General features: G+C 73.3%; 14 protein-coding genes and 1 pseudogene. 8 read left to right on the top strand and 7 right to left on the bottom strand.

The genetic code is table 11. The annotated features are described in order from the left end of the window. Nucleotides 1-2 precede the first annotated feature (2 nt). Together B085_RS0113050 and B085_RS0113045 are read right to left on the bottom strand one after the other, a co-directional pair. Nucleotides 3-1760, bottom strand: a complete 1758-nt coding sequence (locus tag B085_RS0113050) for an acyclic terpene utilization AtuA family protein (RefSeq protein WP_018559010.1) — start codon at nucleotides 1758-1760, stop codon at nucleotides 3-5. Between the two features lie 61 nt (nucleotides 1761-1821). After that, entirely contained in the window at nucleotides 1822-3183 is a 1362-nt protein-coding gene (locus tag B085_RS0113045) for an NAD(P)/FAD-dependent oxidoreductase (protein WP_018559009.1), read from the bottom strand. A gap of 334 nt (nucleotides 3184-3517) precedes the next feature. Here B085_RS0113045 and B085_RS50690 point away from each other — a divergent pair, with 334 nt between their 5' ends. After that, on the top strand, nucleotides 3518-4054 hold the full coding sequence (locus tag B085_RS50690) for an NUDIX hydrolase (RefSeq protein ID WP_018559008.1): 537 nt from the start codon (nucleotides 3518-3520) through the stop codon (nucleotides 4052-4054). Here B085_RS50690 and B085_RS50685 read toward each other — a convergent pair. After that, a pseudogene (locus tag B085_RS50685) lies at nucleotides 4002-4775 on the bottom strand (DUF817 domain-containing protein); the annotation flags it as partial. The gene B085_RS50690 and the pseudogene B085_RS50685 sit on opposite strands and share 53 nt — an antisense overlap. A 57-nt stretch (nucleotides 4776-4832) precedes the next feature. Then, nucleotides 4833-5408: a TetR/AcrR family transcriptional regulator gene (locus B085_RS0113030; protein WP_018559006.1), complete on the bottom strand. Its 576-nt coding sequence runs from the start codon at nucleotides 5406-5408 to the stop codon at nucleotides 4833-4835. A gap of 112 nt (nucleotides 5409-5520) precedes the next feature. On the opposite strand from B085_RS0113030, the gene B085_RS0113025 reads away from it, so the two are divergent. The 3 genes from B085_RS0113025 (at nucleotide 5521) to B085_RS0113015 (ending at nucleotide 6785) form a co-directional block, all read left to right on the top strand. Further along, nucleotides 5521-5925: a DUF202 domain-containing protein gene (locus B085_RS0113025; RefSeq protein ID WP_018559005.1), complete on the top strand. Its 405-nt coding sequence runs from the start codon at nucleotides 5521-5523 to the stop codon at nucleotides 5923-5925. Beyond that, nucleotides 5925-6260: a DUF202 domain-containing protein gene (locus B085_RS0113020; RefSeq protein ID WP_026250991.1), complete on the top strand. Its 336-nt coding sequence runs from the start codon at nucleotides 5925-5927 to the stop codon at nucleotides 6258-6260. The genes B085_RS0113025 and B085_RS0113020 overlap by 1 nt, the downstream gene beginning before the upstream one ends. Before the next feature lie 66 nt (nucleotides 6261-6326). Continuing rightward, entirely contained in the window at nucleotides 6327-6785 is a 459-nt protein-coding gene (locus B085_RS0113015) for a MarR family winged helix-turn-helix transcriptional regulator (protein WP_018559003.1), read from the top strand. Here the strand turns inward: B085_RS0113015 and B085_RS48130 are convergent. Then, a complete protein-coding gene (locus B085_RS48130) occupies nucleotides 6728-7723 on the bottom strand; it encodes a hypothetical protein (protein WP_018559002.1) in 996 nt (331 codons plus the stop codon). The genes B085_RS0113015 and B085_RS48130 overlap by 58 nt on opposite strands. A 154-nt stretch (nucleotides 7724-7877) precedes the next feature. Between B085_RS48130 and B085_RS0113005 the strand changes: the two genes are divergently transcribed. Further along, nucleotides 7878-8414, top strand: coding sequence for an AAA family ATPase (locus B085_RS0113005; RefSeq protein ID WP_018559001.1), 537 nt, complete (start codon nucleotides 7878-7880; stop codon nucleotides 8412-8414). A 43-nt stretch (nucleotides 8415-8457) separates the two neighbouring features. On the opposite strand, the gene B085_RS0113000 is transcribed toward B085_RS0113005, so the two are convergent. Further along, a complete protein-coding gene (locus B085_RS0113000) occupies nucleotides 8458-9165 on the bottom strand; it encodes a FadR/GntR family transcriptional regulator (protein ID WP_018559000.1) in 708 nt (235 codons plus the stop codon). Nucleotides 9166-9355: 190 nt separating this feature from the next. On the opposite strand from B085_RS0113000, the gene B085_RS0112995 reads away from it, so the two are divergent. The 3 genes from B085_RS0112995 (at nucleotide 9356) to B085_RS0112985 (ending at nucleotide 12308) form a co-directional block, all read left to right on the top strand. Then, entirely contained in the window at nucleotides 9356-9829 is a 474-nt protein-coding gene (locus B085_RS0112995; RefSeq protein ID WP_037731614.1) for a gluconokinase, read from the top strand. A gap of 79 nt (nucleotides 9830-9908) precedes the next feature. Next, a complete protein-coding gene (locus B085_RS0112990) occupies nucleotides 9909-11312 on the top strand; it encodes a GntP family permease (RefSeq protein ID WP_018558998.1) in 1404 nt (467 codons plus the stop codon). Between the two features lie 75 nt (nucleotides 11313-11387). After that, nucleotides 11388-12308: an MBL fold metallo-hydrolase gene (locus B085_RS0112985; protein WP_018558997.1), complete on the top strand. Its 921-nt coding sequence runs from the start codon at nucleotides 11388-11390 to the stop codon at nucleotides 12306-12308. Nucleotides 12309-12320: 12 nt separating this feature from the next. On the opposite strand, the gene B085_RS0112980 is transcribed toward B085_RS0112985, so the two are convergent. Then, complete coding sequence (locus B085_RS0112980; RefSeq protein WP_018558996.1) at nucleotides 12321-13610, bottom strand: glucarate dehydratase family protein; 1290 nt, start codon at nucleotides 13608-13610, stop codon at nucleotides 12321-12323. Nucleotides 13611-13685 lie beyond the last annotated feature (75 nt).

The raw sequence follows: 13685 nt of genomic DNA, 5'->3' as shown, positions 1-13685 counted from the left end.
GATCATGCCTCGTGGCGCTGCCCGGGGACGAGCACCGCGGGGATGTCGGTCTCCAGCCCGCGCAGGTACTCGCCGAGCCCCTTGGCCTGCGGGTCGGGGCGGGTGGAGGCGGCGACGCCCTCGCCGAGCAGGCCGTGGACGACGAAGTTGAGGGCCCGCAGGTTGGGCAGCTCGTAGCGGCTGACGGGGAGTTTCGCGGCCTCGGGCAGCAGTGCGCGCAGCCGTTCGACGTCGAGCCAGTCGCGCAGCCAGCCGTAGGCGGCGTCGTCGCGGGCCCACAGGCCCACGTTGGCGTCGCCGCCCTTGTCGCCGGATCGGGCGCCGACGAGCAGGCCCAGGGGGGCGCGCACGGTGGGGCCCTCGACCGGACGGGCGGGCGGGGCCGGGGGCTGCGCGGGGACGCGTACGGACGTGGCGGGCGGGCGCGGCACGGCGACGCGGGTGCCGTCCTGGAGCACGACCTCGGGGTGGACGAGGGCGGCGGGGACGAGGGCCGGCCAGTGCACGCCGTACTCGGTGGGTCTCGGCGAGAAGTGCTCCATGTGCAGCCCGGGGGCGGTGGACAGGCCCGTTCCGACGACGGCGCCGAACAGGGCGCGGCCGACCTTGTCCTTGTCGGTGTCCTTGACGGTGAGGGTGAGCCGGGCTCCGGTGGCGGTGGGCTCGGTGCGCAGGTCGTACGTCCCGAAGCCGGACGGGCCGCCGGTCGCGTCGAGCAGGGACGCCTCGGCGAACCGGGCCTTGGCCTCGATGTCGGGGCCGGTGAGCACGAAGGCGGCCGAATTGCGGTACCCGCCGTGGTGGTTGAGGCACACCTTGAGGGTGTCGGGGGCGGGTTCGCCCCGGGCGCCGCTGACCAGGACGCGGTCGGGGCCCTGCTGTTCCAGGGTCACGGTGTCGAAGCGGGTGACGACGTCGGGGTTGAGGTAGGCGGGGCGGTCTATCTCGTACAGCAGTTGGGCGGTGACGGTGTCGACGGTGACCGCTCCCCCGGTGCCCTCGTGCTTGGTGATGACACTGGAGCCGTCGGCCCGCAGCTCGGCGATGGGGAAGCCGGGGCGCACGGGTCTCTCGATCTCGGTGAAGAAGGAGTAGTTTCCGCCGGTGGCCTGGGCTCCGCACTCGATGATGTGCCCGGCGGTGACGGCGCCGGCGAGCCGGTCCCAGTCGTCGGTGGCCCAGTCGAAGGCCCAGGCGGCGGGGCCGACGACGAGGGAGGCGTCGGTGACGCGGCCGCAGATGACGACGTCGGCCCCGGCGCGCAGGGCCTCGGTGATGCCCCAGGCGCCGAGGTAGGCGTTGGCCGTGAGCGGGCGCACGCCCGCGTCGGCGAGCGGGAGTCCGGTGGCCAGATGGGTGAACGGGTGGCCCTCGCGCTGGAGTTCGGGCAGCCGGTCGAGCAGGTCGTCGCCCTCCAGGTGGGCGACGGACGGGTTCAGCCCCGCCAGGGCGGCCAGTTCGCGGAGTCGGGCGGCCAGCCCGGCGGGGTTGAGCCCGCCCGCGTTGACGACGATCTTGATGCCGCGGTCCAGGCAGGTGCCCAGGACGTCGCCCATCTGGGCGAGGAAGGAGAGGGCGTAGCCGGCCTCGGGGTCGCGCTGCCGGGCCTTCCAGAGCAGCAGCATCGTCAGCTCGGCGAGGTAGTCGCCGGTCAGTACGTCGATCGGGCCGCCCTCGACCATCTCGCGGGCGGCCGAGAGGCGGTCGCCGTAGAAGCCGGAGCAGTTGGCGATGCGCAGGGTCTCACGTCGCTGGGTCATGTCCCTCGCCGTCAGCGGTGTCGGTGTTCAGATGTGGGTGGGGTGGTGCTCGTGTGCGGGCTCAGGCGGCCGTCGCGCGCAGCGACTCGACGTGGCGGCGGATCTCCTCGGGTGTGAGGTAGATGTCGGTGACCTCGAAGTCCTTCAGGGCGGCGGGCCTGCGGGCCTGGAACCCGGTGCGGACGAAGTCGTCCCCGGCGACGGCGTTGAGGAACCAGCCGGCGGCGGCCCGGAAGCGGGCGGGGAAGGTGCGCAGCGCGCCCAGGTGGTAGCCGCGGGCGACGACCTGGGCGGGGAGGCCGCTGAGCGGGATACCGAGGGGCTTGGAGACCGCCTCGACCCCGCCGAGGTCCACCACCAGGCCGAGGTCCCGGTGCCGGTACGGCTGAAGGGGGCGGCCGCGCAGCGCCGCGACGACGTTCTCGGCGACGGCCTTGCCCTGCCGCATGGCGTGCTGGGCGGTGGGCGGGCAGACCGCGCCGCCGCCGACATCGAGGTCGGGGACGGCGGCCGAGTCGCCGAGGGCGAAGACCCCGTCGGCGCCGGGGATGCACATCTCGGGGTCGGTGACGAGCCGGCCCTTGACGGTCTCGGTGCCCAGCGTGGCCACCAGGGGACTGGAGACGACGCCGGCGGTCCAGATGAGCGTGCGACAGGGCAGCTTGCGCCCGTCGGTGAAGGTCACGGTGTCGGGGGTCACCTCGGCGACGGACACACCGAGCGAGACCTCGACGCCGCGCTCGCTGACGATCTGCATCGCCTTCAGGCCGAGCTTCTCGCCGAGTTCGGGCATCAGGCGGGGCGCGATGTCGATCAGGTGCCACTTGATGAGGGCCGGGTCCAGGCGCGGGTAGCGCTTGGCCGCTGCCGTGGTCAGCCGCTGCAGGACGGCGGCCGTCTCGGTGCCGGCGTAGCCGCCGCCGACGACGACGAACTGCAGCCGCGACTCCCGCTCGGCCTGGTCCGTGGTGGCGGACGCCAGGTCCAGCTGGGCGATGACGTGGTCGCGGATGTACGCCGCCTCGGCCAGGGTCTTCATGCCGCGGCCGTACTCGGTGAGGCCGGGGATGTCGAAGGTGCGGGTCACGCTTCCGGGGGCCAGCACCAGGTAGTCGTACTCCCTGACGAGCTCCTCGTCGGTGATCTTCTTGATGACGACGGCCTTGGCGGCCGGGTCGACGCCGATCGCCCGCCCGGGTATGACCTCGCTGCGGTGCACCATGCGGCGCAGGGGGACGGCTACCGCCTGCGGGGTGAGCACACCGGCGGCGACATGCGGGAGCAGGGGCAGGTAGAGCTGGTGGCTCCAGGGCGTGACCAAGGTGATCTCGGCCTCGTCCTGGGTCAGCCGCCGCTCCAGCCGGTGCACGCACTCCATGCCCGCGAAGCCGCCGCCGACGACCAGGATCCTGGGTCGCTTCATCACTCGCCTCCCGTGGGACCGTTCGGGGCCCGATTCCCTACCCGCGGCGTGTGCGGATACGCCTCCGGCCACGCTCGCACACGCCTCGTCGCGGCGCGAACGGAGCGGGGGGCGGCCGCGAGCGGCACGCTACCGGCCCCGGTGTGCGCGGATGAAGGATTCGGCGGGACCGGCCCGGGCGGCCGGGACGGAGGTCAGCCCGCCGGTCGCGCCGGGGCCCGGGGCGTGAGGCGGCAGCGGGCCGGGGAGCTTGGCCGGAACCCGTCACGGGGCCGATCATGGGTCGCTACGGGCACCGCGGCCACCACGGGCCCCGGAACGGACGGGAGGGACCATGGAGGAGGCTCCGCGCTCGGCGGACGAGCTGCTGGACATCGTCGACGAACAGGACCGGGTGGTCGGCCGGACGACGCGCGGCGAGGCCACCGCGCGCGGCCTGCGTCACCGCTGCGTCTTCATCCTCGCCAGGGACGGCGAGGGGCGGGTGTTCGTGCACCGCCGCACCGCGCAGAAGCTGGTCTTCCCCTCCCTCCACGACATGTTCGTGGGCGGTGTGGTGGGCGCGGGCGAGGCGTACGACGACGCGGCGCTGCGCGAGGCGGAGGAGGAGCTGGGGGTCTCGGGTCTGCCGCGTCCGACGGCGCTGTTCAGCTTTCTCTACGAGGGGACGGGGCCGGCGGCGGGTCACACCTGGTGGGCCCGGGTGTACGAGGTGCGCTGCGACCTGCCGGTCGTGCCGCAGGCCGAGGAGGTCGCCTGGCACGACTTCGTGACCGAGGAGGAACTGGAACGCCTCCTGCCGGAGCGGGAATGGGTGCCCGACGGCCTGGAGGCCTGGGAGCGGCTGCGCGACTGGCGACGACGAAGGTGACGCTGATCAGCAGCGCCCAGGCGCCGAACTTGGCGAGGGAGACCGGCACCCAGCCGTGCTCCTGGTCGGGGTAGCGCCAGGCGCCCACGTAGGTGGCGGCGTTCTCCGCGACCCACAGGAAGAAGCCGATGAGGACGAAGGAGAGCGCCAGCGGCATCCGCAGGCGCGCCCCGTCGACCGTGAAGTGCACCCAGGTGCCGGCGGTGGCCCACAGCAGCAGTACGGCCAGCAGCCACCGCGCGTCGGGCAGCCAGTGGTGGGTGAAGAAGTTGAGGTACACCGCCGCGGCCAGGATCGTCATGGCCCGGCGGCGGTAGCCGGTCAGGCCCAGTTCGAACAGCCGCCAGGCGGCGCACACGTAGCTGCCGACGGCGGCGTAGAGGAAGCCCCCGTACAGCGGGACGCCGCCGAACTTGGTGAGCGCGGGCTCGGGATAGCTCCAGGAGCCCAGGTGCACCTTGACGAGTTCGAAGAGCAGCCCGACGGCGTGGCACACCGCGATGACGGCGACGTCGCGGCCGCGTTCCCAGCCGCAGGCCCAGAACAGCGCGCTCAGCGCCACCCCGTAGCAGAGCAGCAGGTCGTAGCGGGCGACGGGCAGCGGGGGCAGCAGCCGCGAGCCGGCCACGCCTGCCATCAGCGCGACCGCGAAGGCGCAGCAGCGCGCCTCCGTCCAGCCGAAGAGCACGAGTCTGCGGATGCCGGTGACGATCGGTCCCATGGGGAGGGGGACACCATCGGACACCGCCCCGGTTCCGGGCGGCGGGGCGCGACGCGATCAGTCCAGGGAGCGCAGGGCGGTGTCGACGGCGTCCTCGACGAAGGCCCTGCCGAGGCGGGCCCGGCCGACGACGCGCAGGCCCTGGACGAAGGTGGTGAGAAAGCGTGCGAGTGCCACCGGCTCCTTGTCGGCGGACAGCTCCCCGCGGGCCCTCGCCTTCTCCAGCGCCGCCGCGAGGGAGGACTCCAGCAGGCGCAGGGTGATCGCGACGCGGTCCACGGTGCCGGGGTCGTCCCCGCGCTCGGTGGCGGCGTTGACCAGCAGGCAGCCCCGCTCCGGGTCCTCCAGGTCCGCCTCGACCATCTGCGTCAGCGCGGCGCGGACGGCGGGCCGGATCTCGTCCGCGTTCTCCAGCAGTTCGACGAGTCCGCCGGCGTACTGGGAGCAGTAGCGCTCCAGGGCGCGGGCGTAGAGCTTGTCCTTGGAGCCGAAGGCCGCGTACAGGCTGCCGCTGCCGATGGAGAGCTCGGTCAGCAGGTCCTGGAGGGACGTCGCCGCGTAGCCGCGGCGCCAGAACAGGTCCATCGCACGGTCGAGGGCCTGGTCGAGGTCGAACTCCCTGGTGCGCGCCATGGCGCGAGCATACCATTTCTGGATCAATTGATACACTATGGGTCCCCTGGACCGCCCCTGGCGGGGCCGCCCACGGCGCGCCCGGCCGGAGGCCGCTCGGTACTGTGGGGCCGTGATCAAGCATGCGCGGGCCGCGGCCGGGGCGGTCGCCCTGTGGTTCGCCCCGGCACAAGTGCGGGCCGAGGGGACGACGCCCGACTACCGCTTCTCGCTCGCCAACGAGCGGACCTTCCTCGCCTGGCTGCGTACCGCGCTCGCGCTGGTCGGCGGCGGCTTCGCGGTCGACCAGTTCCTCCGGGACCTGCGCAGGCCGCTCCGGGTGACGCTCGCGGTGGTGCTGGTGGTCGGCGGAGCGATGTGCGCGGTCCGCGCGGTGAACCACTGGGTGCGGTGCGAACAGGCGATGCGGCGCGGGGACGATCTGCCGGTCTCGCGCTTCCCCGCCGCGCTGGCCGTGCTGGTGGCCCTGGTGGCGGTGGCCCTGCTGCTCGCGGTGACGCTGGGGTGGGCGGGCTGATGACCGCCCCGGGCGGCGACTCCCCCCGGGATCCGGGACTGCAGCCGGAGCGGACCCGGCTGGCCTGGCGGCGCACCACGCTGGCCTTCGCGGTGGCCGCGCTGCTGGCCGGGCGCGAGGCGGTGCTGCACGGGGTGTCGCCGGCCGGGCTGCTGGGGCTGTCGCTCTGCGCGTCGGCCTGGCCGGCGTTCACCGTCGTCACCCAGCGGCGGATCGCCGCCCTCGGCTCGGCACGGCCCTCCGCGATGGCGGGCGGGACGGCGACCGGGGCGGTGCTGTGCGTGCTGGTACTGGCCGTCGCGGGCGTGCTGCTGGTCTTCCTCGGCCCGCACTGAAAACCGACGTTTGAAGACTTCAAGCTAATGATTTACCATCTCAAGCTTTTGCGTACACTCGCAGACATGAGCGCCCCGACCGCCGCGACGACCACGCAGCCCACCAAGATCGAACTGCTGGAGCTGCTCGCCGCCATCGGCACCGCCCAGTGGCAGGACTTCGCCGCCGCCGCGGGCCGGCACGGGCTGACCTCCATGCAGGCCAAGGTGCTCGCCCAGCTGGGCGGCCCGGTGCCGATGCGCGGCCTGGCCGAGCGGCTGGTGTGCGACGCGTCCAACGTCACCGGCATCGTCGACCGGCTCGAGGCGCACGGCTTCGTCCGCCGCGAGGTGAGCGCCGCCGACCGGCGGGTCAAGAACGTCGTGGCCACCGACCTCGGACGCGAGACCATCCGCCGCGTCCGCGACGAGATGCAGGCCACCCACGGGGCGCTGGACACCCTGGACGAGAACGAGCAGGCGGCTCTCTACGCGCTGCTGGAGCGGCTGCGCCCGGTCATGGAGGCCCGCGGCAGGGAGCGCTGACGCGAGCCGGACCGGCCGCGGGAGACCGCACCGGGACGGGAACGGGACGGCGCCAGGCCGCGCAGCGGGGCGATGAGGGCGCGGACCTCGCGGTCCGCGAAACCGGGCTCCCGCGCGATCACCCGCACCAGCTCCGCGCGCACGGACCGGCCGCGCCCCGCCTCGACCAGGGCGAGCGACTCGGCCAGCGCCGCGGGGAGGTCCGGTCCGTGCCAGGGTTCCGCGGCGTACGCGTCGAACCAGCGCGGAGGCGGGAAGGACGGCTGCAGCTTGGCCTGTTCGTCGCCGAAGTACGACCACACCCGCGGATGCAGGGACACCCCGGCGACATGCCCCGACGGCAGGGAACGCGCCCAGCCGCCCGCGGTGTTCTGCTGCCAGCGCCAGGTGTTCGGGCTGGTCCGCCGGCGGTGCGTGACGCCCACGAAGCGCAGCTTGCGGCGGATCGCCGGCCACGGCTCGCGGCTCTCGCGCACCCAGTCGGCGAGTGCGGCGAACAGCGTGTCGTAGGTGCCGCCCTCGGAGACCAGGTCGACCAGCGCCACCGGACGGGTACGGCGGGCCAGGGCGTGCGGCGCGAGTCCGGCCGCGGCGAGGTGCTCGCGCAGCCGGGCCGTGTGGGCGGGCGCCGGGTGCCGGCCCAGGCGCAGCGACAGCGGCAGGCGCAGCGGCGGCCCCTCCCGGGAGGAACCCTCGAAGGCGCCGGTCAGCAGGTCGTACATGCTGTCCAGGGAGCGGCCGACGAAGCACAGGTCGGCGCCGCCCGAGCGGGCGAGCACCTTCCCGGTGCACACGGTCAGTTCGGGCAGGTACCACAGGGTGGGGCGCGCGGCGCCCTCGGTCAGCGCACCCAGCCGGTCCGGCGGCGCCCCTCCTCGGGCACGCGACAGCGACCAGCGGTACGGCTGGGGCGGCGCCGCCGCCGGTGTGGTCGTCATGATCCCCAGTGCAGCATCCCGACTCCGCGCCGGTCACCTGGTTTTCGGTCCGCCGAAACGTTCCGCTTGACGTGTCTCGAACATAGAGTCGCCCTGGGCGCCGCGCGGCGTCCGGCGGGGTGAGGGAGAGGCCACACGCGGTGAGGTGCGAGCGATGTTCCTGATCACCGGGATCCCCGCGTCGGGGAAGTCGACCGTGGCGCAGGCACTGGCCGAGCGGCTGCCCCGCTCGGCGCACGTCCGGGGCGACGCGTTCCGGCGGATGATCGTCGGCGGGCGGGCCGAGGCGCTGCCCGGCGACGGCGCGGGGGAGGTCGCGGCGCTGACGGAGGAGGCGTTGCGGCAACTGCGGCTGCGGCACTCCCTGGCGGCGGCGAGCGCGGACGCGTACGCGGCGTCCGGGTTCACCCCCGTCCTGCAGGACGTCATCCTCGGCGACGAACTGCCCCGCACGATCGCCCTGTTGCGCACCCGGCCGCTGCACGTCGTGGTCCTCGTCCCCTCCCCCGAGGCGATCGCCGCCCGCGAGGCCGGCCGGAAGAAGCGGGCCTACGGCGCGTGGACGCCCGCCGACCTCGACCGCGCCCTGCGGGCGGGCACCCCGCGGATCGGGCTCTGGCTGGACACCTCCCGCCAGACCCCCCAGGAGACCGTGGACGCGATCCTGCGCCACGCAGGACCCACCGGCTGACCCCGAGGCCCCGCCCCCGCCCCCGCCGTACGGCGGGGCGCGGTCAGGGGGCCAGTACGTCGAGTTCGCGCAGCGCGCCGAGGCAGATCTCGCGCATCAGGCGCTCCGCGGACTCCGCGTCGCGGGCGCGGACGGCCTCGGCGACACGGACGTGGAGGGTGACCGCCTCGGGGTCGGGGGCGCTGAACATGACGTGGTGCTCGGTGCGCCCGGTGAGCACCTCCGCGACGACCTCGCCGAGGCGGGCGAACATCTCGTTGCCGGAGGCGGTGAGCATCAGCCGGTGGAAGGCCACATCGTGCACCAGGTACTCGTCGAGGTCCGCGGCCCGGCCGGCGGCCGCCATCTCGGCGGCGAGAACGGTCAGTTCGCGGCACTGCCCCGGGGTCGCGGCCGCCGCCGCGAGACCGGCGGCCACGGGTTCGACGGCGGTCCGGAGCATGGTGAGCGAGCGCAGCTGCCGGGGCCGGTCCGCCCCGGCCAGGCGCCAGCGGATGACGGCCGGGTCGAAGACGTTCCACTCCTCGGTGCGGCGCACCGTGATGCCGACCCGGCGCCGGGACTCGACGAGGTGCATGGCCTCCAGGACCCGTACGGCCTCACGGACGACGGTGCGGGAGACGCCGTACCGCCGCTCCAGCTCGTCGATGCGCAGCACCGTGCCGGGCGGGTGCGCGCCCGAGGCGATGGCGGGGCCGAGTTCCGCCAGGACACGGGCGTGCAGGCCGCCGTGCTCCCCCTGCCGATCCATGGGCCGATCCATGGGCGACAGCCTATGCGGGAATCGCTTCGTATGACGATTTCATTTCGGGGCCTTGAATAAGTAGTACTTATGGCGTTTCCTGGGTCGGTCACGAAGCAGGGCCAGGCACACGCACAAGGAGGTACCCGTGGTGACCGAGGCAGGCCCGGAGGCCCCGCACCACCCCCTGGTGGTGGTGATGGGCGTGTCCGGCTCGGGCAAGTCCACCGTCGGGGGGCTGCTCGCCGAGCGGCTGGACGTCCCCTACGCCGAGGCGGACGACTTCCACCCGCCCGCCAACATCGCCAAGATGTCGGCCGGGCACCCGCTGGACGACGAGGACCGGGCCCCCTGGCTGGACGCCATCGCGGCGTGGATCGTCGAGCGCGGCGACCGCGGCGGAGTGGTCAGCTGCTCGGCGCTGCGGCGCCGCTACCGTGACCGGCTCCGGCGGGACACCCCCGGGCTGTTCTTCGTCCACCTCGACGGGTCCGAGGAGCTGATCGCCTCGCGCCTGGCGGCGCGGATGCAGCACTTCATGCCCGCCGGCCTGCTGCGCTCCCAGTTCGAGGCGCTCGAACCGCTGGAGTCCGACGAGGCCGGTGCCGTGGTCGCGATCGACGGCGGCCCCCACCAGATCACCGAACGCGCTCTGGCGGCGCTCGCTCACTGAGCCCGCCTTCCCCCCCTCCCCTCACGCGCAGTCCCCCCACGCGCAGTCCCCCCACCCCTCCTCCCCCACGGAGTAGAACGTGTCTGCACTCAGCGCCGAGTTGCTGGCCGCGGCCCCCGCGGCGACGGAACCGATCACCAGCGCGGGCGACACCCAGCTGGCCGTCGCCGCCCTCGCCGGCATCGCGGTGATCGTCCTGCTGATCACCCGCTGGAAGATGCACGCCTTCCTCGCCCTCACCATCGGCACCGGAGTCCTCGGTGCCGTCGCGGGCGCGCCCCTCGCCAAGACCATCGCCAGCTTCACCACCGGCCTCGGCACGACCGTCGCGGGTGTGGGCGTCCTCATCGCGCTCGGCGCGATCCTCGGCAAGCTGCTCGCCGACTCCGGCGGCGCCGACCAGATCGTCGACACGGTCCTCGCCAGGACGAGCGAACGGCGGCTGCCGTGGGCGATGGCACTCATCGCCGGCCTGATCGGGCTCCCGCTCTTCTTCGAGGTCGGCATCGTGCTGCTGATCCCGGTCGTGCTGCTGGTGGCCCGGCGCGGCAACCACTCCCTGATCCGGATCGGCGTCCCGGCGCTCGCCGGTCTGTCCGTGATGCACGGCCTGGTGCCGCCGCACCCCGGCCCGCTCGCCGCGATCGACTCCATCCACGCCGACCTCGGCACCACCCTCGCGCTCGGCGTGCTCGTCGCGCTGCCCACCGTCGCGATAGCCGGCCCGCTCTTCGGGCGGTTCGCCGACCGCTGGGTGAAGGTCACCCCGCCCGAGCACCTCACCCCCACCCGGGCGTCCGACGAACTGGAGAGGCGTCCGGGCTTCACCGCCACGGTGGCCACGATGCTGCTGCCGGTGGTGCTGATGCTCGGCAAGGCGCTCGTGGACGTCCTCGTCGACGACCAGGGCAGCCTGGTCTTCCGGATCTTCGACGTCATCGGCTCGCCGCTGATCGCCCTGCTGTCCGCCGTCGTCCTGGGCATGTTCACCCTGGGCAGGGCGGCCGGCTTCACCAAGGAGCGGATCTCCACGACGGTGGAGAAGTCCCTCGGCCCGATCGCCGGCATCCTGCTGATCGTCGGTGCGGGCGGCGGCTTCAAGCAGACCCTCATCGACGCCGGCATCGGCAACATGATCCTCGGCTGGTCGGACGGCTGGAACATCTCGCCGCTGCTCCTGGCCTGGCTGATCGCCGTCCTCATCCGGGTCGCGACCGGCTCCGCCACCGTGGCCACCATCTCCGCCGCGGGCCTGGTCGCACCCCTGGCCGAGGGCATGACCCCCACGCACGCCTCGCTGCTGGTGCTCGCCGTCGGCGCCGGCTCGCTGTTCTTCTCGCACGTCAACGACGCGGGCTTCTGGCTGGTGAAGGAGTACTTCGGGATGAACGTCCCGCAGACCCTGAAGTCCTGGTCCGCCATGGAGACCGTGATCTCCGTGGTCGGGATCGTCTTCGTGCTGCTGCTCTCGCTCGTCTTGTAGGCGACGCCCCCGCTTCGCCGACCGTACGCCCTTCCCTGGTACGTTCCATGCGTCTGACCAGGGAAGGGCGTCAAAATGTCACAGCTGCACACCGAGCACCCGTTCACCGAGGAAGTCGCTCCCGGGGTTCACGCCTACGTCCAGCCGGACGGGGGCTGGTGCCTCAACAACGCGGGCTGGGTGACCGACGGAAGCAGCACGCTGCTGATCGACACCGCCGCCACCGAGCGCCGGGCGCTGATGCTGCGCGAGGCCCTCGTCGCCTCCGGCGCGCCGATGCCCGCACACGTGGTCAACACCCACCACCACGGCGACCACACCTACGGCAACAGCGTCTTCGCGGAAGGGGCCCGGATCGTCGGCCACACCGCGTGCGTCACCGAGCAGGTCGCGGCCGGGCACCAGCTGCACGCGATCTGGCCGGACGTGGAGTACGGCGAGGTGCCGGTGGTCCCGGCGACGGTCACCTACGAGGACCGCCTGACCCTCCACGTCGGCGAGGAGGAGGTGCAGCTCCTGCATCCCGGCGTGGCCCACACCCTCGGCGACACGATCGTCTGGCTCCCGGGGCGCCGGGTCGTCTTCACCGGCGACCTGGTCTTCAACGGGGGCGCGCCGTTCGTCCCCATGGGATCGCTCGAGGGCTCGCTGCGCGCCCTGGAGGTGCTGCGCTCGCTGGACGCCGAGGTCGTCGTGCCGGGTCACGGCGGCATCTGCGACCCCTCGGTGTACGCCACCGTCGAGGGCTACCTGCGCTTCGTGGCCGAGCTGGCGGCCGAGGGCCACAAGGCGGGCCGGACCCCGATGGAGGTGGCGCGGGCGGCCGACCTCGGCGAGTTCGCGACGCTGCGCGAGCCGGAGCGGCTGGTCGCCAATCTGCACCGCGCGTACGCGGAGCTGGACGGCCTGCCCCTCGGCTCGCCGCTGGACCTGCTCCCGGTGATCACCGACATGGCCGTGCTCAACGGCGGCCGGATCCCGGAGTGCCTGGCCTGATCCCCGCCCGGGTCACCAGCGGCGGGTGACCCAGCCGGGCTCGGCCTTGCGCATGGCGGCGGCGTCGTCCCGCTCGTGGAAGGTGCCGTCGTCCTCCAGCCAGCGCCGGTGCAGCACGTCCAGAGCCGCCCGGTCGAGCTCCACCCCGAGGCCCGGGGCGTCGGAGACGTTCAGCCGGCCGCCCCGGAACTCGTGGCGGCGGGTGATGACGTCCTCGGCCTGCCAGGGGTAGTGCGAGTCGCAGGCGTGGTGCAGACCGGGCACCGTGGCGGCTACGTGCGTCATGGCGGCCAGGCTGATGCCCAGGTGGGTGTTGGAGTGCATCGACAGGCCGACCCCGAAGGTGCGGCAGATCGCGGCCAGTTCGCGGGTGTTGCGCAGCCCGCCCCAGTAGTGGTGGTCGGAGAGCACGATCTGGACCGCGTCCTTGGCGAAGGCCTCCGCGATCTCCGGGAAGGTCGTCACGCACATGTTGGTGGCGAGCGGTACGTCCGTGCCGGCGGACACCTCGGCCATCAGGGCGGTGCCCGCGGCGGGGTCCTCCAGGTACTCCAGGACGTCGCCGAGTTCCCGCGCCACGTGCAGCGAGGTCTCCACCGACCAGGCGCCGTTGGGGTCCAGCCGCAGCGGCTGCTCGGGGAAGGCCGCCGCGAGGGCCCGTACGGCGGCGATCTCCTGCTCCGGAGCGAACACCCCGCCCTTCAGCTTGAACGAGGTGAAGCCGTGCTCGCGCACCAGCCTGCGGGCCTGCGCGACCACCCCGGCCGGGTCCAGGGCGTCGCCCCAGCCGTCCTTCTCGCCCTCGCCGCCGGGGTGTTCGGCCCAGCGGTAGAAGAGGTAGGCGCTGTAGTCGACGGTGTCGCGGACCTTCCCGCCGAGCAGGGCGTGCACGGGCAGCCCGAGCGTCTTGCCGAGGGCGTCCAGGCAGGCCACCTCGAAGGCCGAGACCACGGAGAGCAGCAGTTTGTCGGCGGTCTGGACGCCGCGCAGACCGCCGGCGTCCACCGCGTCGGAGGTCTCCTCGGGCACCGCGCAGACCAGCGCCGCGAGGGCCGGCAGGTTGTTGAGGTCGTCGACTCGGCAGCCCTGCAGGGCGTCCGCCAGCGGCCTCGCGAGCTCCAGGTAGCGGGTGTCGCCGTAGGTCTCACCGACGCCGCTCACCCCGCCCGCGGTGGTCACCTCGACGATCAGGCGGGGGGTGTAGGGCTGGTGCACGCCCTGGGTGTTGAGCAGCGGCGGGTCGGAGATGAGAACGGGGGTGAGCCTCACCCCGGTGATCGTCAGATCCCTCTGCTGTGCCACTGCACGCCACCCTTCACGTTCACATATGTGAATACCATGCGTCCACCAGAACGCGACCCTAGGTGGCGTCCGGAT

The sequence above is a fragment of the Streptomyces sp. BoleA5 genome (genome assembly GCF_000373665.1).
Classification (GTDB): Bacteria; Actinomycetota; Actinomycetes; order Streptomycetales; family Streptomycetaceae; genus Actinacidiphila.
This window is presented reverse-complemented; position numbering and strand designations above follow the sequence as displayed.

Excerpts from the sequence above, each read along its gene's own strand:
- B085_RS0113050 (WP_018559010.1), bottom strand. The coding sequence starts at position 1,760 with ATGACCCAGCGACGTGAGACCCTGCGCATCGCCAACTGCTCCGGCTTC.
- B085_RS0113045 (WP_018559009.1), bottom strand. The coding sequence starts at position 3,183 with ATGAAGCGACCCAGGATCCTGGTCGTCGGCGGCGGCTTCGCGGGCATG.
- B085_RS50690 (WP_018559008.1), top strand. The coding sequence starts at position 3,518 with ATGGAGGAGGCTCCGCGCTCGGCGGACGAGCTGCTGGACATCGTCGAC.
- B085_RS0113030 (WP_018559006.1), bottom strand. The coding sequence starts at position 5,408 with ATGGCGCGCACCAGGGAGTTCGACCTCGACCAGGCCCTCGACCGTGCG.
- B085_RS0113020 (WP_026250991.1), top strand. The coding sequence starts at position 5,925 with ATGACCGCCCCGGGCGGCGACTCCCCCCGGGATCCGGGACTGCAGCCG.
- B085_RS0113015 (WP_018559003.1), top strand. The coding sequence starts at position 6,327 with ATGAGCGCCCCGACCGCCGCGACGACCACGCAGCCCACCAAGATCGAA.
- B085_RS48130 (WP_018559002.1), bottom strand. The coding sequence starts at position 7,723 with ATGACGACCACACCGGCGGCGGCGCCGCCCCAGCCGTACCGCTGGTCG.
- B085_RS0113005 (WP_018559001.1), top strand. The coding sequence starts at position 7,878 with ATGTTCCTGATCACCGGGATCCCCGCGTCGGGGAAGTCGACCGTGGCG.
- B085_RS0113000 (WP_018559000.1), bottom strand. The coding sequence starts at position 9,165 with ATGGATCGGCAGGGGGAGCACGGCGGCCTGCACGCCCGTGTCCTGGCG.
- B085_RS0112995 (WP_037731614.1), top strand. The coding sequence starts at position 9,356 with ATGGGCGTGTCCGGCTCGGGCAAGTCCACCGTCGGGGGGCTGCTCGCC.
- B085_RS0112985 (WP_018558997.1), top strand. The coding sequence starts at position 11,388 with ATGTCACAGCTGCACACCGAGCACCCGTTCACCGAGGAAGTCGCTCCC.